The sequence below is a fragment of the Pseudomonas sp. RW10S2 genome (assembly GCF_014268985.1).
Classification (GTDB): domain Bacteria; phylum Pseudomonadota; class Gammaproteobacteria; order Pseudomonadales; family Pseudomonadaceae; genus Aquipseudomonas; species Aquipseudomonas wayambapalatensis.
Map to the genome: position 1 here is coordinate 42327 of NZ_JABWRO010000014.1, position 19489 is coordinate 61815.

A 19489-nucleotide genomic window follows, 5' to 3' on the forward strand; every position below is an offset into this window, starting at 1 on the left:
CCACTCAGCTCGGTGGTGTGCTGTCGGGTTTGCTCTCCAGCGGGATCATCTGCTGCTTGCCGCCCTTGGTGTCCATCAGGAACACCTCCACCTGGCGGACCGAGATCTTGATGTCGTGGGCCTTGAACTCACGGTTGATATAGCGGTTGATCTCGTCCAGCGTCGGGTTGCGGTCGCCCAGGTCGCGCACGTGCATGCGCAACTCATGATCCAGCGAGCTTTCGCCGAACTGCAGGAAATACACGATCGGCTCAGGGTCCTTGAGCACGCGTGGATTTTCGTGGGCGCCCTTGAGCAGCAGCTCGCGCACCAGGTCCAGGTCGGAGCCGTAGTCGATGCCCAGCTTGAGCGTCACCCGTGTAACGGTGTCGGTCAGCGACCAGTTGATCAACTGGCCAGTGATGAACGTCTTGTTGGGGACGATGATGTCCTTGCGGTCGAAGTCGGTGATGGTCGTGGCGCGAATGCGGATCTTGCTCACCGTGCCGGACAGGTTGCCGATGGTGATGGTGTCGCCGATCCGCACCGGGCGCTCGAACAGGATCATGATGCCGGAGATGAAGTTGGCGAAGATCTCCTGCATGCCGAAGCCCAGGCCCAGAGACAGGGCGGCGACCAGCCATTGCAGCTTGTCCCAGCTCACCCCGAGGGTGGCCAGGGTGCTGACGATGCCCACGCCGACGATCACGTAGGACAGCAGCGTGGTGATCGCGTAGGCACTGCCCTGGGCCAGGCTCAGGCGCGACAGTACCAGCACTTCCAGCAGGCCCGGCAGGTTGCTGGCCAGGGCAATGGTGATGCCGGCAATGACCAGTGCACCAAGCAGGTCGCCGAGGCTGATCGGCACCATGCTGGCCGTTGCGCCGGTGCCGCTGGCGTATTCGTACAGGGTGACGTTGTTGAGGTAGGAGAATACGGTGATCAGGTCCGACCATACCCAGTACAACCCACCGATGAAGCCGCCGAGCAGGGCCAGGCGGATCAGGCGCAAGGACTGCTGGTTGACCTGCTCGATGTCCAGGGTCGGTTCCTCGACGATGACTTCGCCGTCCAGGCCTTCCTTGGCGGCCGCGCGCTTGCTCAACGCGCGCTGGTAGGCCAGGCGTCGCGCCGCCACCGACAGGCCGCGAACGAACGCCGCCTCGATCACCAGCCAGAACAGCAGCAGGTAGAGGGTGTAGATCAGGCGGTCGGTGAGTTTCAGTGCGGTGTAGTAGTAGCCGAAGCACACCGCGACGAACAACGCGATCGGCAGCGCGGTGAACGCTACCCCGACCGCCTTGCGGAACAGCGATGTGTCACGGTGTGCCGGGCTGCTCAGCAGCAGACGGCTGAGCAGCCAGGCCATCAGTGCATAGCAGGCCAGCACCACGCCGATGCCCAGCACGTCGTCGGCCAGCGCCGAAGGCTGGTGTTCGGCCACCGCGACCACACCCACCAGGGCCAGCACCACCGTGCCGAGCCTGCGTACCCAACCGCGCAGGAACTCGACCTGCGGCTTGTGCCAGCGGAAGTGCACCTCGGCCACGCCTCCGGGGGCCAGCACGCGGTAGGCGGTGTAGAACACCAGCCAGGCCTGGGCCAGTTGCCACAGCGCGGCGCCGAGATTGGCGTTCTGGCCGCGGGCGTCGATCTGCAAGGCATAGCTGCACAGTGCCAGGCCCAGGCTTACCGGCATGGCCAGGAGGATGTTGATCAGGATCGCCTGGGGGGTGTGCCACTGGCTGTCGCGACGGAAGTGGCCGATATCCTGGTGCACCTTGCCCAGGCGCTGGTACAGGTACTTGCGCCTCCACAGCAGCGCGCCGATCACCAGCAGCAGCGGCAGGAACAGCAGTGGGCGCTGGCTCAGGCCGTCGGCCAGTTCCTTGATGCCCGAACCCCAGGGCAGGCTGGCGACCTGGTCGGCGAAGCGCTCGGGCACATAGCGCAACCAGTCCCAGTCCAGCGGCTTGTTGCTGGGGATCCAGAACATCTGCTCATCGAGGGTGGTGCGCAGATTCTGCGCGGTGCCCAGCAGCTGCTTCTGGTTGAGCTGCAGGGTGATGGATTCGTTGAGCAGTGCCGACAGTTCGCGGTTCAGGCGCTCGAGCAGGTCGCTGCGGGTGATGGCGACTTCCAGCAGGGCCTTGCGCAGTTGCGGGGTGACGTCCTGCTCAGGCTGGGTGGACAGCAGCTTGTCGACATAGCTGACCGGGCTGCTCATCTGCTCGCGCTGCTGGTTGACCTCGAACTGGTACAGGCGGATATCGGCGATCTGGTCAGCCAGGTCGCGATCCACCTTCAGGTGCGGCAGCGCCTGCTTCTGCTTGTAAAGGATCTTCGACAGCAGCAGGCTGCCCTTGAGTACGTTGATCTGCTCGTCCAGCGCCTGGTCGGCCTGGGTCAGGGTGTCGAGCTGCTGCTTGGTCTGCAGGTTCTGCTGGGTGAGTTCGTTGAGGCGGTCGGTGCTGCGCAGCAGGTAGTCGGAGAGCTTGAGGTTGGCGGCGCTCTCGTTGGCCAGCAGGGTGCTGCCGCCGGCCTTCTGCGCTTCGATCGACTGCTGGGTGACGGTCTGTTGCGACTGTGCCAGGCGTTTCTCGTTGATCAGTGTCTGCAGGTCCTGGATTTCTTGCTCAAGGCGTGTGGCACGCTCGATCAGCAGGTCGTGGCGGGCGTTGCCCAAATCCTGCAGCAGGCTGTTGCCGGCCAGCTCCTGGCGGCGCAGCAGGGTGAGGGCGTTGAGCGAGGCCAGTTCGGCGTTGAGCTGGTTGCGCTGGTCGACGGAAATCGCCTTGCCGTTGTCCTTGCCCGATTTCAGCGCGTTGTTGATCTGCTGGGCGCGGGTCTGGTTGTTGCTGATCTCGGCCTGGGCACGTTCGGGGCGGGTCTGGGAGTTGATGATCAGGCTGTTGGCTTCGGACAGCGCCTTTTGCAGCTCGCCCTGCTGGGTGCTGCGTTCGCTGAGCATCTGCTCGAGCTGCGGCACGCTGAGGCTGGCATAGCGCTGGGCCACGGGCGTGACCTTGGTGTCCTTGAGCTTGGCCAGTTCGCGCTGGCTGTCGCGGGTTTCCTGAGGGGCGCCGGCCAATTGCTGCTTGAGGTCGGCGAGTTTCTTCTCGCTATCCTCTTTGCTGGCGATCAACGCGAGGGTCTGCTCCAGCACCTGCTGGAGCGCCTTCTGCTCGGGCTCCGGCAGCTTGCGCTCGGCAATCTTGTCGAGGCTGTTCTGGATGCCGGGAGCGGCCGGCACCTCGGCCGCCACGGCGGCGAACGACAGGGAAAGGCACAGCCCCAGCAGGGCTGCGCGGACATACACGCGCAGGGACATAGGCAGACTACTTGCGAGAGGGCACGAACGGAGTTTAGAGGAACAGCCCCGGGCCGGGCCGGGTTCCTTCGGGGAATCTGACGCCCACTTTCTGGATCTTGTTCCCGTCCATGGTCGCGACTGTCCAGATCGTGCTGTGCCATTCGACCTGGTCGCCTACGACTGGAGCGCCTCCGACCTTCTGTCGGATGAACTGCGCCAACGGCATTTTCGCATCCAGCCCGTCGAGCTTCAGGCCATAAAGTGCTGCCACCGCGCCGAGCTCGGCATCGCCTTCGAGGACGAAGTCACCGAAGAAGCGCAGGTCCAGGCCGCGCTGTGGCGCCTGGCTGAACAGTTTGCCCAGGGCTGGCAGGTTGTGCTCATGGCCGATCACGCAGAGCATGTCGCCGACCTCCAGCACGGTACTGCCCGAGGGGTGCAGCAACTGCTCGCCACGGAACAGCGCGGCAATGCGCGTGCCCTCGGGCATCTTCAGCTCGCGCAGGGCTGCGCCGATGCACCATTTTTCCGCGCCCAGGCGGTAGACGAACAGCTCCCATTCGCTGGTGATGTGCACCTCCAGCGCCGAGCGCGAGATCGGCGCTGGATCTGGCGGCACCGTGACCTTCAGCAGCTTGGCCATCCACGGCAGGCTGGTGCCTTGCACCAGCAGCGACACCAGCACGATGAAGAACGCCAGGTTGAAGAACAACTGCGCATCGGGCAGGCCCGCCATCAGCGGGAACACCGCAAGGATGATCGGTACCGCGCCGCGCAGGCCAACCCAGGAAATGAAGCCCTTTTCGCGGCCGTGGAACGCCTTGAACGGCAGCAGTGCGGCCAGCACCGACAGTGGGCGGGCGAAGAGGATCATCCACAGCGCCAGGCCCAGGGCGGGCAGGGCGATGGGCAGCAGGTCGTGCGGGGTGACCAGCAGCCCCAGCACCAGGAACATGCCGATCTGCGCCAGCCAGGCCATGCCGTCGAGCATGTGCAGGATGCCGTGGCGGCTGCGGATCGGCTTGTTGCCCAGCACCAGGCCGCACAGGTAGACGGCAAGGAAGCCGCTGCCGTGCAGGGCGTTGGTCAGGGAGAACACCACCAGGCCCCCGGCGATCACCAGGATCGGGTACAGGCCACCGGCCAGGTTGATGCGGTTGACCAGTTGCAGCATCAGCCAGCCGCCACCCAGGCCCAGCAGGCCGCCGATGCCGAACTCGCGGATCAGGTGGGTCAGCAGGCTCCAGTGCAGGCCGGTCTGGCCGCTGGCGATCATGTCGATCAGGGTGACGGTGAGGAATACCGCCATCGGGTCGTTGCTGCCCGACTCGATCTCGAGCGTCGCCGTGACCCGTTCGTTCAGGCCTTTGCCACCGAGCAGCGAAAACACCGCCGCGGCGTCGGTAGAGCCGACGATGGCGCCGATCAGCAGGCCCTGGATCAGGCTCAGGTCGAACAGCCAGGCGGCGACCATGCCGGTCAGGCCGGTGGTGATGAGCACGCCCACCGTGGCCAGCGACAAGGCCGGCCACAGGGCCACGCGGAAACTCGCTACCCGCGTACGCAGGCCGCCGTCGAGCAGGATCACGGCCAGCGCGAGGTTGCCCACCAGGTAGGCGGTCGGGTAGTTGTTGAAGATGATGCCGCCACCATCGACACCGGCGACCATGCCGACCGCGAGGATGATGACCAGGATAGGGATGCCCAGGCGCGACGACAGAGAGCTGACCAGGATACTCGCGCCCACCAGCAGTGCGCCGATCAGGAACAGGCTGTTGATGGTGCTGGCATCCAAAGGCAGGTACTCCGGGATATCGCGGAAAGATGACTTGACTCGCAAGTCGCGTGCCAATCGATTCTAACCTGATGAATTGCCAGCATGTAAAGCGTTTCTGCAGATGTACAAAAGGCACCGCGGTGGGTGCCTTTTGTTGTGTTGCCTATGCGGGCCCTTTCGCGGGCAAGCCCGCTCCCACAGATTCACCACAGGCATGAAGACTTGTGCAGTACCTGTGGGGAGCTGGCTTGTCGGGGCGACGAACCGCCGCGAAGAGCCCGGTGCAGGATTACGCCTGCTTCACCTCACGCATCGGCTTGCCCTTCACCGGCGCACCGTTGGCCTTGTAGTACTTGGCCGTGCTGCGTGGCAGTGGCTTGCGGCCACGGATCTTGTCGGAGATTTTCTCGGCGATCATGATCGTGGTGGCGTTGAGGTTGCCGGTGATGATGATCGGCATGATCGACGCATCGACCACACGCAGGCCTTGCATGCCATGCACGCGGCCTTCGCCATCGACCACCGCCATGTCGTCGGTGCCCATCTTGCACGAGCAGGATGGGTGGAACGCGGTTTCGGCGTGCTCGCGGATGAATTTGTCCAGCTCTTCATCGGTCTGCACGTGCGCGCCCGGGCTGATCTCGCGACCGCGATACGGGTCCAGCGCAGGCTGGGCCATGATCTCGCGGGTCAGGCGGATGCCGTCGCGGAACTCTTGCCAGTCCTGTTCGGTGGCCATGTAGTTGAACAGGATGCTCGGGTGCTGGCGCGGGTCCTTGGACTTGAGTTGGATGCGGCCACGGCTTGGCGAACGCATCGAGCCCATGTGCGCCTGGAAGCCATGTTCCTTCACGCCGTTGGAGCCGTTGTAGTTGATCGCCACCGGCAGGAAGTGGTACTGGATGTTCGGCCACTCGAACTCAGGGCGGGTGCGGATGAAACCACCGGCCTCGAACTGGTTGCTGGCGCCGATGCCGGTGCCGTTGAACAGCCACTCGGCACCGATGGCCGGCTGGTTCCACCACAGCAGCGATGGGTACAGCGACACCGGCTGGGTGCAGGCGTACTGCAGATACAGTTCCAGGTGGTCCTGCAGGTTCTCGCCGACGCCCGGCAGGTCGTGGACCACCGGAATGTCGAGGCTCTCCAGCAGGGCGCGCGGGCCGACACCGGAGCGCTGCAGCAGCTGCGGCGAAGCGATGGCGCCGGAGCTGACGATGACTTCCTTGCGGGCACGGGCTTCGACGCGCTCTTCGCTGTCACCGACCAGATAGGTCACACCCACGGCGCGCTTGCCTTCGAAGAGTACGCGGTCGCTCAGGGCGTGGGTGACGATGGTCAGGTTCGGGCGCTTCTTGGCCTGGTCCAGGTAGCCGCGGGCGGTGCTGGAGCGACGACCGTTCTTGGTCACCGAACGGTCCATCGGACCGAAGCCTTCCTGCTGGTAGCCGTTGAGGTCTTCGGTGCGTGGGTAACCGGCCTGTACACCGGCTTCGACCATGGCATGGAACAGCGGGTTGTTGCCGGCTTTTGGCGTGGCAACGCTGACCGGGCCGTCGCCACCGTGGTAGTCGTTCGGGCCGATGTCGCGGGTTTCGGCTTTCTTGAAGTAGGGCAGGCAGTCCAGGTAGGTCCAGTCTTCCAGGCCTGGCAGTTCGGCCCAGCCGTCGAAGTCCATGGCGTTGCCGCGGATGTAGCACATGCCGTTGATCAGCGAGGAGCCACCCAGGCCCTTGCCGCGGCCACATTCCATGCGGCGGCCATCCATGTGCGGCTCAGGGTCGGTCTCGTAGGCCCAGTTGTAGCGGCGGCCCTGCAGCGGGAAGGCCAGGGCTGCTGGCATCTGGGTGCGGAAATCGAAGCGGTAGTCGGGGCCGCCGGCTTCCAGCAGCAGCACCGAGACGCTGGCGTCTTCGGTCAGGCGGGTGGCCAGGGTGTTACCGGCCGAACCGGCACCGACGATGATGTAATCGTATTCTTGGGACATGCAAAGTACCCTCGTTGGCAGTGTTCAGGGAGCGGGAGTGCCCGTGCGCAAAGGCACGGGCGTGGCCAGACCGGTCTTAGAAGACCGAGTTGTAGCCGCCCAGCTCGACCTGCACCGACTTGATGCGAGTGTATTGAGCCAGCGAGCTGACGCCGTTCTCACGGCCGACGCCCGACTGCTTGTAGCCGCCAACCGGCATTTCGGCTGGCGATTCACCCCAGGCGTTGATCCAGCAGATGCCGGCTTCGAGCTTGTGGATGATGCGGTGGGCGCGGGTGATGTCGTTGGTGCATACGCCCGCAGCCAGGCCGTACTCGGTGTCGTTGGCGCGGCGGATGACTTCTTCTTCGGTTTCGTAGGTGAGGATGCTCATCACCGGCCCGAAGATTTCTTCCTTGACGATGGTCATGTCGTCGCGGCAGTCGGTGAACACGGTCGGGGCGACGAAGGCGCCCTTGGCGAACGCGCCTTCGGTCAGACGCTCACCGCCGCACAGCACGCGGGCGCCTTCTTCCTTGCCCTTGGCGATGTAGCCCAGGACGCTTTCCATGTGCTGGAAGCTGACCAGCGGGCCGAAGTTGGTGTTCTCGTCTTCCGGGTTGCCGATGCGGATGCGTGCGACGCGCTCGGCGATCTTGGCTTCGAACGCCGCTTTCATCGCGACCGGGACGAACACGCGGGTGCCGTTGGTGCAGACCTGACCGGAGCTGTAGAAGTTGGCCATCATGGCGATGTCGGCGGCCTTGTCCAGGTCGGCGTCGTCGCAGATGATCAGCGGCGACTTGCCGCCCAGTTCCATGGTCACTTCCTTGAGCGAGGAGCTCGAGGCGCTGGCCATGACCTTCTTGCCGGTGGTGGTGCCGCCGGTGAAGGAGACTTTCTCGATGCGTGGGTGCTCGGTCAACAGGGTGCCGACTTCACGGCCGCTACCGGTCAGGACGTTGAACACGCCATCCGGCAGGCCGGCTTCGGTGAAGATCTCGGCCAGTTTCAGGGTGGTCAGCGAGGTGACTTCCGACGGTTTGAAGATCATCGCGTTGCCAGCGGCCAGGGCAGGCGCGGACTTCCACAGGGCGATCTGGATCGGGTAGTTCCACGCGCCGATACCGGCAGTCACGCCCAGTGGCTCGCGACGGGTGTAGACGAAGGACGATTCGCGCAGCGGGATCTGCTCGCCTTCGATTGCCGGGACCAGGCCTGCGTAGTACTCCAGTACATCGGCACCGGTGACGATGTCGACGTAGCGGGTTTCGGAGTACGACTTGCCAGTGTCCAGGGTTTCCAGCATGGCCAGCTCGTCGTTGCGCTCGCGCAGGATGTCGACGGCGCGGCGCAGGATGCGCGAACGCTGCATGGCGGTCATCGCGGCCCAGACTTTCTGGCCACGTTCGGCGCTCTCGACGGCGCGCTCGACGTCAGCCTCGGTCGCACGCTGGACGTGGGCAAGGACTTCGCCGGTGGCCGGGTTGATGGCCTCGAAGGTGGCATCGCTGCCAGCGTCGACATAACCACCATCGATGTAGAGTTTTTGCGTTCCGAAACGGGCCATAGAGTCCTCGCAAGTGCAGTGTGTGATTGGCTAGCCGCGTCGTGCTCCTGCCGATTGGGCAGTCGCTGCGTGCGATCGTTCAGCCGCCTGGGGGTTGGAATCCAGGTCGTGCTGCTTAGCCAGTTGTAGATCAATGTATTCGTAGGCGATCCGTATTGCCTGCTCTGTGTCGAACGCGTCGCCCGAGAGCGCACCGCGCAGCCACAGGCCGTCGATCAGGGCCGCCAGCCCGCGAGCGGCCTTGCGCGCATGGTAGAGCGGCAAGACACGGCGGAACTGGCAGCACAGGTTGGAGTAAAGGCGGTGATCGTTGATCCGCTGCAACCTGTGCAAGGACGGCTGGTGCATGCTGGCGGCCCAGAAGGCCAACCAGGTTTTCATTGCCGGGCCGCTGACCTGGCTTGCGTCGAAGTTGCCTTCGACGATCACTCTCAGGTGCGCCCGCGGGCTGTCGTCTGTGAGGGCTTGTCGGCGGGCGACGGTGCCTTCGCTCAACGCGTTCATGAGGTAGCGCATGGTCGCTGCGATCAGGCCGTTCTTGTCCTGAAAGTAGTGACTGATGATGCCGTTCGACACACCGGCCAAACGGGCAATCAGCGCAATGCTGGCATCTCCCAGACCGACCTGGTCGACAGCCTGCAATGTGGCGTCGATCAACTGCTGGCGGCGGATGGGTTGCATACCGACCTTGGGCATCTTGCTATCTCCTCAGGCCTGCGAGCGGACGACCTGCATCCGACTCGGCAAGGGCCAGTCTATTTTGTTTTGATTGAACGTTCAATCAATAAAGAATAAGCTCTGCGACAATTTGTGCCATTGACAGTTTTTCAGGCGGTCGAGAAAGCACGGATTGACACCCCAGGAAAACGTGTAACCCCCGGAATACAAGGCGTTGACGGGCAAGAACGATGCATGGACAGATTCTGCCGAGCGGTCGATGACCGCGCGGACGACCCTTGGAGCGGGTCAGGCGAGCTGTGACGAATGCGCGCATCCAGCAAGGATGGCAGCGTTCAGGCAGTGCCCGCCGGTCTGTTTAATTGCAGCGTTTCGATTCGGGATCACGGTTTCCAGGGTGCTTTTATAACACCTGACGCAGTGGGGCTATTGCACCAATTGCGCGGGAACTGACTGATTAGCCTCCACAGCCTTACTGCCCGGAGCATTCGTGCAATGAGTTCTGCCTCCCTGACAAAGCCCCCCGCCGAGAGGGTTCGGGTCAACCGCGTGGTGTTCTTCACCTCCGCGCTGCTGGTCCTCGCGTTGACTGCCTTGCTTATCGCTGTACCCGAAACCGCCGGCCAGGTGCTGGGCGTGGCCCAGAGATGGCTGACGCGCACCTTCGGCTGGTACTACATGCTGGTGATCTGTGGTTACCTCGTGTTCGTCGTCTTCCTGGCCTTCTCCGACTACGGCAAGCTCAAGCTGGGCGGCAAGGATGACCAGCCCGACTTCAGCTATGGCGCCTGGGCCGGCATGCTGTTCTCGTCCGGTATCGGTATCTCGCTGCTGTATTTCGGCGCATCCGAACCGCTGGATCACTACTTCAACCCGCCCGAAGGCTCCCCCGCGAGCCTCGAAGCTGCGCGCCAGGGCCTGCAACTGACCTTCCTTCACTGGGGCCTGCATGGCTGGGCGATCTACGCCCTGGTGGGCCTGGCCGTGGGCTACTTCGCCTACCGCCACAACCAGCCGCTGGCGCTGCGTTCGGCGCTGTACCCGCTGGTCGGTGAGCGCTGGGTCAAGGGCGCGGCGGGCAACGCCGTGGACATCTTCGGCATGTTCGTCACCCTGCTGGGCCTGGTGACCAACCTGGGTATCGGTTCGATGCAGGTGTCTTCGGGCCTGGAATACCTGTTCGGCATGGACCACAGCAAGACCAACCTGCTGGTGGTCATTCTGGTGATGGCTGGGGTGGCCACCGTCGCCGCCGTGTCGGGGGTGGAAAACGGCATTCGCCGCCTGTCCAACCTGAACATCATGCTGTTCAGCGGCTTGCTGATCTTCGTCCTGCTTGGCGGCAACACCCTGCACCTGCTCAACGGCTTCGTGCAGAACGTCGGCGACTACCTCAACGGCATCGTGCTCAAGACCTTCGACCTCTACGTCTACGAGGGCGAGGCGGGCAAATCCGAGCGCTGGCTGGGCTTGTGGACCGTGTTCTACTGGGCCTGGTGGATCTCCTGGGGCCCGTTCGTCGGCATGTTCATCGCCCGTATCTCCAAGGGCCGTACCGTACGCCAGCTGGTCAGCGGCGTGCTGCTGATCCCGCTGGGCTTCACCCTGGCGTGGCTGTCGATCTTCGGCAACACCGCGTTGGACCTGGTAATCAACCAGGGCGCCGTGGAGCTGGGCAAGACCGCGTTGGAACAGCCGTCGATGTCGATCTACCAGTTGCTGGAATACTTCCCGGCGGCCAAGGTGGTGATCGGTGTGGCGGTGTTCGTCGGCTTCGTGCTGTTCCTCACCCCGGCCGACTCGGGTGCGGTGATGATGGCCAACCTTTCGTGCAAAGGTGGCCAGGTCGACGAGGACGCGCCGCACTGGATGGTGGTGTTCTGGTCGGTGATCATCACCCTGGTCACCATCGGCCTGCTGTTCGCCGGCAACTTCGAAGCCATGCAGACCATGGTGGTGCTGGCCGGCCTGCCGTTCTCGGTGGTGCTGGTGCTGTTCATGTTCGGCTTGTACAAGGCGATGAAGCAGGATGTCGCGGTCGAGCAGGAACGTGCGGAGCTGGCTGCCCGTGGCCGTCGTGGCTTCAGCGAGCGCCTTACGCAACTGGAGCTCGAGCCGACCCAGGCGGTGGTGCAGCGCTTCATGGACAAGCAGGTCAGCCCGGCCCTCAAGGAGGCGGCTGAACAACTGCGCGCCCAGGGCTTCGAGGTGGAGACCCGCGTCGGTCAGTCGCGCAACATGATGGGTGTGCGGGTGATGATGGAAGAGGGCAACCCCTTCGTTTATGAAGTCAGCCTGGACGGCTATCTGGCGGCACCGAGCGAGGCATCTGCCGGGGGCGAGCCTGAAGTGCGCCAGCGCTTCTACCGCGCCGAGGTGTACCTGCACAACGGTAGCCAGGAGTACGACCTGATGGGCTTCCTGCCCGAGCAGATCGTGCGCGATGTGCTCGATCAGTTCGAAAGCCATCGCCAGTTGCTGGGGCGTGTCTACAGCTGATCGCCCCTACGCGTGCTGTCATGAAAAGGCCCTGTCACACGACAGGGCCTTTTTGTTTGCCTCAGCGAGCTACAGGCGCAATCACGTCGGTGCGGACCGCAGATTGTTGGCGGATGATGTCCTCGCCTCGGGTGCAGATCTTCAGCGGCAGCTTGCTGGCCTCGAAGGTGAAGTGGGTGTGACGCAGGAGGCCAAAGCCCTTGGGGTCGTCACAGTCGATCTTCGCTGCCGGGCCTTGCTTGACCCGGTAGTGGACCACGTCCGGTGGATGGCGTGTCCAGGTGACTCGCACGCCACCATTGTCCTGATACGCATAGGTCACGTCGGGGAAGGGCACGTCCTTGGCGGGCAACAGTTCCGTCGCCAGCGTCAGGCTGTTGGCCATCAGCGCGACCGAGGGCGCCTGCTCGGGGGTATTCACGCCGATCAGGCAGAGAAAGTGCCAGCCGGGCTCTGGGCCGACGGGGGCGTCGATCGGCACTTCCCCCGCAGCGATGGTGCCGCTGTAGCCGGTCGGCTCTTCGCAGGCCAGTGGGTCGGTCGTGGTCTTGAAGCGGTAGCGGGGCGTGTCGAGGGTGAAGTGCAGGTTCCAGCCGGGCGGGGTGTACTGCCCTTGCTCATCGCTGGCGATCTTTTCGAGAAAGCGAGGCCGCTTGGTCACCGTTGCCGAGAAGCCGGGCAGTAGCTGGCAGCTGTCCAGTGCCAGGTCGGCCACACCTTGCTTGAAGCAGCCGAGGACCCTGTTCAGCGGCATGGCGATGTTGCGTGGCGGGGCGTCTTGCGAGCCTTGCGCATTTACGCAAGGGCTGTTTGTAGCGCAGGGCGCGCTGGCGTCGCTGGTGACACTGTTGATCACTGCGATCACCTGCTGGTCGTCTGGCGTTATCACGGGGCTGCCTGAGGCACCGGCACTGACCCCGGGGCAGTCGTTGACGCGTATGTTGCGCCAGACCCAGGGGTGCTCCAGGGCAAAGTCGGCGGGGTGCTCGGTACAGCTTGCCACGCGCAGGCCCTTGCCGATGCTGCTGGGTTCACCAATGACCACAACCGGTTTTTCTTTGGCCGGGTTGCTGCCCATGCGCAGCGGCATGATGCCTTGTGACATGACTTCATCGAGCGTGGCGTCCAGCTCAAGCAGTGCCAGGTCGGTGCCCTGCATGCTGTTCCACAGGCTGCGCTTGAGAGCGAAGGTCTTGCGCTGCTCCTGGGTGTCGATGAAGTAGTTGAAGGCGATGCTGCCGTGTGTCGGCTGGTCCTGGCCGATGCGGCCATTGCGCGTGTCCACGCAGTGGCCGCTGGTCAGGATGTAGGCGGGGCCGCTGTCGGTCGTGGGCGGGTTGTCGCGGCTGTCGATCAAGGTGGCGATGCACAGTCTGCCGTTGTCCATGGTCAATCGGCCGATTCCGCTCCAGTGCGCATGTTGCGCCTGGGCATTCAACACGGGGCTTGGTGTGCTTGCAGGTTCTGCCATGAGGGCTGCAGGGGCTAATGCACCGAGCAGGGCGGCGAGGCTCCAGGGAGATAGTGAGGGCATCAGTAGGCTCCGTTGTGGGGACACGCAGCAGCCTGTTCTGACAAGAGAGGGTGTGGGCGGTAGATATCGCGTGACCTGATGCAGGGGAGAGGCAAAACGCCAAGCTTGAGGAGCTGCGGACCAAGCTCGTCAAGGTGAAAGAAACACTCGACCAACCGCCTCCCACGGATCCGGACAACCTTTCCCGGTTCAACACGTTGACCGAACTGTACACCGCAAAACGCGATGCACTGATGCGCGAGATGAACGGCCTGCGCCGGCAGCGTATCGAACTGGTGTATTCCATGTTCGAGCACTACGTCAACGCAGAGAACAGCATTGTCACGCTGCTGGATAACCCTAACTATACCCGCACGACCGCCCACGACAGGGACCAGCGACAAACCCTCACGAATGTGCGTCGAGACCTGATCAGCTATGGCGTGTTCATCCTCGATGAAGCGGTGGCGGTGGGTAACTTCCATGAGTATGACCGGATTGCCAGCAGTTTGAGCGGGGCCACGCCGCAAGCCCGCGCAGCCCTCTATGTCAGGTGCCGGGAGTTGCTTGAGGGGCTGGTGCTGGACCAGCCAAGGATCATGGAGGTCTCCAGCCAGATGGATCGTGTGCTGGCGGTCAGCGATATCGGTATGGAGATCGAATCGAGCAGGGGCCGTGTCACCGTTGCGCAAGTCATCGCCGCTCGCAAGACGTCTACGGTCATGATCCGCTTCTTCCAGGCCATGAGCCTGGTCGAACTGGCCCTTCGCTTGAAAGAAGGAGCCACCAACCAGCATTACACGATCTTCCGTGACGCGATCGCCAGTTACCGTTTGCGTGTTGCCGCCAACTCCCACCATCTCTCGATGTTCTGCGAGCTGCCGATTGCCGAGCGCATCGAGGTGCTGCAAGGTGCCTGGGATGAGTACCTGGCAGCGATCCTCAACTGCGACCGCATCACCAAGCTGGGCAGACGCTTGGTCGATATCCAGCGCCTGGCATCCTACAGAGAGCAGATGGTGCTGTTGAAGACAATGGCAGGCGATTCGCTGGTCGAAGCCATGCGTGAGCAGGCAGCCGGGCAAGCCCAGGCGCCGCGTCGTGCGGTTTATCCGCTGCGTGCATTGCAAGTGGCGCGCACCCATGCAGGCCAGACAGTGCTGGGTACCGAGGTCATGGTCGATGGGAAGTCGGAATTGCAGGTCAAGGGCGCGTTCAGCGCCCAGGTCCAACACCGTTTTCACAAGACAGGCGGTGCATGGTTCGAAGAGGTCGCGAGCACAGCACCTGAGCCGCAATCGCGGGCCTCGACGCCGGAATTCGAGAGGAAAAGCCGTGAACTGGCTGAGGGCATACTGGCGCAGAACGAGAGCGTCATCGAACAGGCCAAGGCATTGGTGGCCAACGACGCGCAGGACAGCGGGTTGATCTCGATGCTCGATGCGCAGGTCGCCGAGGTGCTGGACTTGCGCGAACAGTTGGCGGACGTGGATAGCACCGACAGCCTGCTGGGTCGCCTGGATGACGCTGTGATCCGGTTACGCGAGCAGAAGCGCGAATGCCTGGTCGAGCTTTATACCAAGACGCGCTATCCCGGCGCCCATGGGTTGAGCTTCCTCCATCAGCAAGGCTTGATCGCGGTCGAGTACGTGGGGCCGCGCAAGTCGGTTTCGGATGGTTTCCTGGATGAGTACCGCATCAACCTGCTCAAGTCGTCCGCTGACAGCAAGGGCCGACCCCTGTGGGCTGCGCACTTCCACTTCGCTGACTCCCAGGCGGCGCCCACCGCGTTCGGCAAGGGCCACCTGAAGCTCTGGAGCCAGCGCAAGATGGGCTATAGGGAGCAGATGAGGGCCGCGAGCGAGGGGCAGGTGCTGAGCATCTACCGGGGCAATCTGACCTACGCCCAGGCCAAGGACATCATTCCCTTCAACAGCCTGTAGGCGCTCTGAACGGCGCGCGTATCAACGGTTGCTGTATCGACCGTTGCGACCGTGCGCCGGCATGGCCTGGTTGCTGCGCTCGGCGATCATCTGGCGCAGTTCGATCAACTCGATGCCCTGGCGCTTGAGCCCGGGCATCTCTCGTTCGAGCACTTCGAGGGTTTGCGGGTAGGGGTGGCCGATCAGCACCGCCGAGCCTTGCTTGCGTGCAAGCTCGATGCCTTGGCGCAATTGAGCGGCGATGGCTTCGGGGGTGCGCACGTCATCCAGGAATACGTCCCGCGAGACATGCGCCAATCCGATCGCCTGGGCCTGGGCCGCCGCCACCGTGGCAGCGCTGGTGCGGCTGTCGACGAAGAACAGCTCGCGCTCCTGCAGGTTGCCCATCAACCAGGCCATGGCGTCGCGCTGTGCGGTCATGCGGCTGCCCATGTGGTTGTTGATGCCAGCGGCGAACGGCACCTTGAGCAGGGCTGCATCGAGCCTGCGGGCCAGTTCTTCGATGGGCAGGCCCGGGTGCCAGGCGTAGGGGCCGGTGGCCGGGTCCATGGGCATGTGCAGGATCACCGTACGCCCGGCCTTGTGGGCCTGGCGGGCGAAATCGGTGGCGTGCGGGGTGTCAGGCATGATCGCCAGGGTGACCGGACCGGGCAGGGCGAGGGTGCGGCTGTCGCGTTCGCTGTTCTGGCCCAGGTCGTCGATGATGATGCTCATGTAGGCCGGCGCCGCATGTGCGACACCGGCCATCAGGCAGAACAGCGTGAACAGCAGAAAACGCATGCAGGTATCAATCACCCTTGGTGATGTTCAAGCCCTTGAGCAGGCTGAGTGCCTGGCTGAGCTGGAAATCGTTGTCCTGCGGGCGCTCGGTACGCTTGCTGCTGCCGGTCGGGCGGTCGGCGCCGCCGTTGCCGTTGCCCAGGTGCCCTTGCAGGTCGGCTTCCTTGAAGTTGTCGGTGTCGGCTTCGGCCGTGAGCTTGGCCTGGCGTACTTCGATGTCCGGCACGATACCCTGTGCCTGGATCGATCGTCCGTTGGGGGTGAAGTACAGCGCGGTGGTGAGCTTCAGCGCACGGTCGTTGGCCAGTGGCAGCACGGTCTGTACCGAGCCCTTGCCGAAGCTGTCGGTGCCCATCAGCACGCCGCGTTTCTGATCCTGCAGGGCGCCGGCGACGATCTCCGAAGCCGAGGCGCTGCCGCCGTTGATCAGCACCACCAGCGGTACACCCTCGCTGGCGTCGGCCGGGTCGGCAGAGAAGCGCAGCTCGGAGTTGGCGATACGGCCCTTGGTGTAGACGATCAGGCCTTTGGTGAGGAAGTGGTCGGCCACTTCCACGGCCGACTGCAGGACGCCGCCGGGGTTGTTGCGCAGGTCCAGGACCAGGCCGCGCAGCTTCTTGCCGTTATCCTTGCGCAGCTTGGCCAGTGCCTTGCCGACCTCTTCGCCGGTCTTGACCTGGAACTGGGTGATGCGGATATAGCCGTAGTCGTTCTCGAGCAGCTGGCTCTTCACGCTCTTGACCTGGATGACCGCGCGGGCCAGCGTCACATCGAACGGTGTTCCGCCATCGCGTACCAGGGTCAGGGTAATCTTCTGGCCGATCTTGCCGCGCATCTTGTCGACCGCTTCGGTCATGGTCTGGCCGCGGGTCGGGGCGCCGTTGATCTTGACGATCAGGTCGCCTGCCTCGATGCCGGCGCGTGATGCCGGGGTGTCGTCGATGGGTGAGACCACCTTGACGAAGCCGTCCTCCATGCCAACCTCGATGCCCAGGCCGCCGAACTCGCCGCTGGTGCTTTCCTGCAGCTCCTGGAAGTCTTCAGGGCCGAGGTAGGCCGAGTGCGGGTCGAGGTTGCTGAGCATGCCCTTGATGGCGTTTTCCAGCAGGGTCTTGTCGTCCACCGGCTCGACGTAGGCCGCCTTGATGCGGTCCATGACCTCGGCGAAGGTGCGCAGTTCGTCCAGCGGCAGCGGCGCCTTGGCCGTCACCTCGGTGGCCGGCACGGCAGCCGCCTTGGCGGGCTTGACCGGCTCTGCGGCACTGGCCAGAGGCGCGCCGACGACCAGGGCGATGGTCAGGGCCAGCGGGGTGAGGCGAGACGAGTGCAGCATGTCGAACGAACTCCTGATCCTGTAGGCGCTCCCGGGGGAGCATCGGTGCGGCCCGCTGTCGGGCCTTACCGTAAATGTTGCGGTGCCTAGCCTCGGCACCATTGCGCAGGGTCGGTGGGCCGCCCCTGCTGGCGAATCGCGAAGTACAGACCTGCGCTGTCCTGGCCACCGCTGTCGCCGACGGTGGAAATGGCTTCGCCGGCCTTGACGATGTCGCCGGCGCTCTTGAGCAGGCTCTGGTTATGGCCGTACAGGCTGAGATAACCATTACCATGGTCGAGAATGACCAGAAGTCCAGCGCCGCGCAACCAGTCGGCGAACACCACGCGCCCGCCATGTACGGCGCGCACCTGGGTGCCGGCGCTGGCGCTGATCATCACGCCGTCCCACTTGGCGCGGGCATCACCGCCTCGCGTGTCGCCGAAGCGTGCCAGCAATCGACCATTGACTGGCCATGGAAGTTTTCCCCGGGCCGCAGAAAATGCACCGCCGTAGTTGGCGCCATCGCTGGACACCAGCGGGCCGAGCACGGTGCGGGCCTTTTTCGGTGGCGCTTGTGGCTCTTGCTGCTCGTCGCGGCGAGCGTCGGCCAGGGCCTGCTCCTTGCGCCGCTTCTCTTCTTCCTGCTTGGCCAGCAGCGCCTTCTGCCGCGCTTCCTCGGCTTCGCGGGCTTGGCGGGCGAGGGTTTCCTCGATGGTCTTGAGCACCTTGGCAAGGTCGGCCTGGTCCTGCTCGCGGGCCTGGAGCTTCTGGTCGCGATCCTTGACGTCGCTGTTGAGCTTGGCCAGTACCTGCTGGCGCTTGCTGCGCTCGGCCTCCAGTGCCTGGCGGCGGCTGTCGAGGTCGGCGCGCTGGGCCATCAGTTGTTCCTGCTGGCCGGAAATTTCCAGTTCGACATTGGCCAACTGGCGCAAGGTTTCGTTGAAGGTGCGCAGTTGCTCCAGGCGCGCCTTGCTCAGGTAGTCGTAGTACGTGAGGGTGCGGGCGAACTTCTCGGGATTCTGCTGGTTGAGCAACAGCTTGAGGTACTCCTCGCGACCGTTCTGGTAAGCGGAACGGGCCTGGATCGCGATCAGTCGTTGTTGTTCAACGCGGGCGCTCTGGAGTTTTTTTTTCTCGTGGTCAAGGCGCTCCAGCTCGCCCTCGGTCTTTTTTAGCTCTTGTTGCAGACCCTCCACCTGTTTCTCGAGATTGCCGATATCGGTCTCGGTGGACTTGAGGTCTTTCTGCACGCCGGCTTTCTCTTCCTGGAGCTTGCCCAGCATTTTCTTGAGCTCGGCGATGTCCTGGCGCGTGGCGTCCAGTTGTTGCTGGGTCTGCGCGCGCTCGTCGGCGAACGCCGGACTGAGCAGGCATGACAGGGCTAGGAGTATGAGGGCGCGGCGCATGGAATCGGGCGTACCAGGGATGGAGACTGGCCTAGTATGCCCGCCCGGGCGCGCAAAAAAAACGCCTCCCGGCGCCTCAAGGCAAGCGTTTGTCAGGAAAGTCCGGTGATGCATCGGACTAAACCCTGAAAAAACGGGAAACATACGTATCTGGTTACGTGAGTCTTGCTCGATACCATTGTGATTGGGCGTCCCCAAAGCCCGCCCGCCAATCGTTGTGTGAGACTCAAGCATGCCTACGCCCAAACGCTCCGCCCCCCCGCGCCGCTGGCTGTTGTGCGGCACCGTCCTGATCATGGCCGCAACATCCGTGCCCGCGCTGGCGGTGCAGGAGGATAGCTGGTACCTGCAGACCAGCGTCTACACCCGGCATTTCAATCCCAATCCCGAGCACAGCGAGCGTCAGGAACTGATCGGCCTGGAACGCAATCGTGCCGATGGCCTGTTGTACGGCGCGGCGACCTTTCGCAACTCGTATCGGCAGCGTTCGGTGTACGCATACGGCGGCAAGGCCTGGCACCATGAGCACTGGCCGGTGCATGCCAAGGTCAGCGCGGGCCTGCTGCATGGCTATCGCGGGGAGTACCGGGACAAGATTCCGCTCAATCGCTTCGGTGTCGCGCCCGTGATCATTCCATCGCTGGGCACGCGCCTGGGGCCTGTCGGCCTGGAGGCGGTGCTGCTGGGGACCAATGCAATGATGGTCAACGTCGGCTACCACTTCCGGTAGAACCTTCGAAAATGAAAAAG

The 19489-nt window shown here is 63.7% G+C and carries 12 protein-coding genes; 3 read left to right on the forward strand and 9 right to left on the reverse strand.

Annotation, left to right across the window (positions count from 1 at the left end):
• Window positions 1-4: 4 nt before the first annotated feature.
• From mscK to betI, 5 genes are all read right to left on the reverse strand, one after another.
• Entirely contained in the window at window positions 5-3310 is a 3306-nt protein-coding gene (gene mscK, locus HU729_RS05245; RefSeq protein WP_186708700.1) for a mechanosensitive channel MscK, read from the reverse strand.
• Window positions 3311-3344: 34 nt separating this feature from the next.
• Entirely contained in the window at window positions 3345-5087 is a 1743-nt protein-coding gene (locus HU729_RS05250) for a potassium/proton antiporter (protein ID WP_186666100.1), read from the reverse strand.
• 271 nt (window positions 5088-5358) lie between these two features.
• Window positions 5359-7056, reverse strand: coding sequence for a choline dehydrogenase (gene betA / locus HU729_RS05255; RefSeq protein ID WP_186665639.1), 1698 nt, complete (start codon window positions 7054-7056; stop codon window positions 5359-5361).
• Window positions 7057-7132: 76 nt separating this feature from the next.
• On the reverse strand, window positions 7133-8605 hold the full coding sequence (gene betB / locus HU729_RS05260) for a betaine-aldehyde dehydrogenase (RefSeq protein WP_186665641.1): 1473 nt from the start codon (window positions 8603-8605) through the stop codon (window positions 7133-7135).
• A gap of 30 nt (window positions 8606-8635) precedes the next feature.
• Window positions 8636-9301 (reverse strand): transcriptional regulator BetI, encoded by a 666-nt coding sequence (gene betI / locus HU729_RS05265; protein WP_186708702.1) that lies wholly within the window; start codon window positions 9299-9301, stop codon window positions 8636-8638.
• A 534-nt stretch (window positions 9302-9835) separates the two neighbouring features.
• Between betI and HU729_RS05270 the strand changes: the two genes are divergently transcribed.
• Window positions 9836-11782 (forward strand): BCCT family transporter, encoded by a 1947-nt coding sequence (locus HU729_RS05270; protein ID WP_346655287.1) that lies wholly within the window; start codon window positions 9836-9838, stop codon window positions 11780-11782.
• Window positions 11783-11843: 61 nt separating this feature from the next.
• On the opposite strand, the gene HU729_RS05275 is transcribed toward HU729_RS05270, so the two are convergent.
• Window positions 11844-13316, reverse strand: coding sequence for a trypsin-like peptidase domain-containing protein (locus tag HU729_RS05275; RefSeq protein WP_186708706.1), 1473 nt, complete (start codon window positions 13314-13316; stop codon window positions 11844-11846).
• A gap of 197 nt (window positions 13317-13513) precedes the next feature.
• Here HU729_RS05275 and HU729_RS05280 point away from each other — a divergent pair, with 197 nt between their 5' ends.
• On the forward strand, window positions 13514-15238 hold the full coding sequence (locus HU729_RS05280) for a hypothetical protein (protein ID WP_186708708.1): 1725 nt from the start codon (window positions 13514-13516) through the stop codon (window positions 15236-15238).
• Between the two features lie 21 nt (window positions 15239-15259).
• Here the strand turns inward: HU729_RS05280 and HU729_RS05285 are convergent, their stop codons facing one another.
• The 3 genes from HU729_RS05285 to HU729_RS05295 form a co-directional block, all read right to left on the reverse strand.
• Window positions 15260-16018, reverse strand: a complete 759-nt coding sequence (locus HU729_RS05285; protein WP_186665648.1) for a divergent polysaccharide deacetylase family protein — start codon at window positions 16016-16018, stop codon at window positions 15260-15262.
• Window positions 16019-16025: 7 nt separating this feature from the next.
• Window positions 16026-17351: a S41 family peptidase gene (locus tag HU729_RS05290; protein ID WP_186665649.1), complete on the reverse strand. Its 1326-nt coding sequence runs from the start codon at window positions 17349-17351 to the stop codon at window positions 16026-16028.
• 86 nt (window positions 17352-17437) lie between these two features.
• Window positions 17438-18739 carry a murein hydrolase activator EnvC gene (locus HU729_RS05295; protein ID WP_186665650.1) on the reverse strand — a complete coding sequence of 434 codons (1302 nt, stop codon included), beginning with the start codon at window positions 18737-18739 and terminating at the stop codon, window positions 17438-17440.
• Between the two features lie 232 nt (window positions 18740-18971).
• Between HU729_RS05295 and HU729_RS05300 the strand changes: the two genes are divergently transcribed.
• Window positions 18972-19469 carry a sn-glycerol-3-phosphate transporter gene (locus tag HU729_RS05300; RefSeq protein WP_186708710.1) on the forward strand — a complete coding sequence of 166 codons (498 nt, stop codon included), beginning with the start codon at window positions 18972-18974 and terminating at the stop codon, window positions 19467-19469.
• Window positions 19470-19489 lie beyond the last annotated feature (20 nt).

Excerpts from the sequence above, each read along its gene's own strand:
- mscK (WP_186708700.1), bottom strand. The coding sequence starts at position 3,310 with ATGTCCCTGCGCGTGTATGTCCGCGCAGCCCTGCTGGGGCTGTGCCTT.
- betA (WP_186665639.1), bottom strand. The coding sequence starts at position 7,056 with ATGTCCCAAGAATACGATTACATCATCGTCGGTGCCGGTTCGGCCGGT.
- betB (WP_186665641.1), bottom strand. The coding sequence starts at position 8,605 with ATGGCCCGTTTCGGAACGCAAAAACTCTACATCGATGGTGGTTATGTC.
- betI (WP_186708702.1), bottom strand. The coding sequence starts at position 9,301 with ATGCCCAAGGTCGGTATGCAACCCATCCGCCGCCAGCAGTTGATCGAC.
- HU729_RS05275 (WP_186708706.1), bottom strand. The coding sequence starts at position 13,316 with ATGCCCTCACTATCTCCCTGGAGCCTCGCCGCCCTGCTCGGTGCATTA.
- HU729_RS05285 (WP_186665648.1), bottom strand. The coding sequence starts at position 16,018 with ATGCGTTTTCTGCTGTTCACGCTGTTCTGCCTGATGGCCGGTGTCGCA.
- HU729_RS05290 (WP_186665649.1), bottom strand. The coding sequence starts at position 17,351 with ATGCTGCACTCGTCTCGCCTCACCCCGCTGGCCCTGACCATCGCCCTG.
- HU729_RS05295 (WP_186665650.1), bottom strand. The coding sequence starts at position 18,739 with ATGCGCCGCGCCCTCATACTCCTAGCCCTGTCATGCCTGCTCAGTCCG.
- HU729_RS05300 (WP_186708710.1), top strand. The coding sequence starts at position 18,972 with ATGCCTACGCCCAAACGCTCCGCCCCCCCGCGCCGCTGGCTGTTGTGC.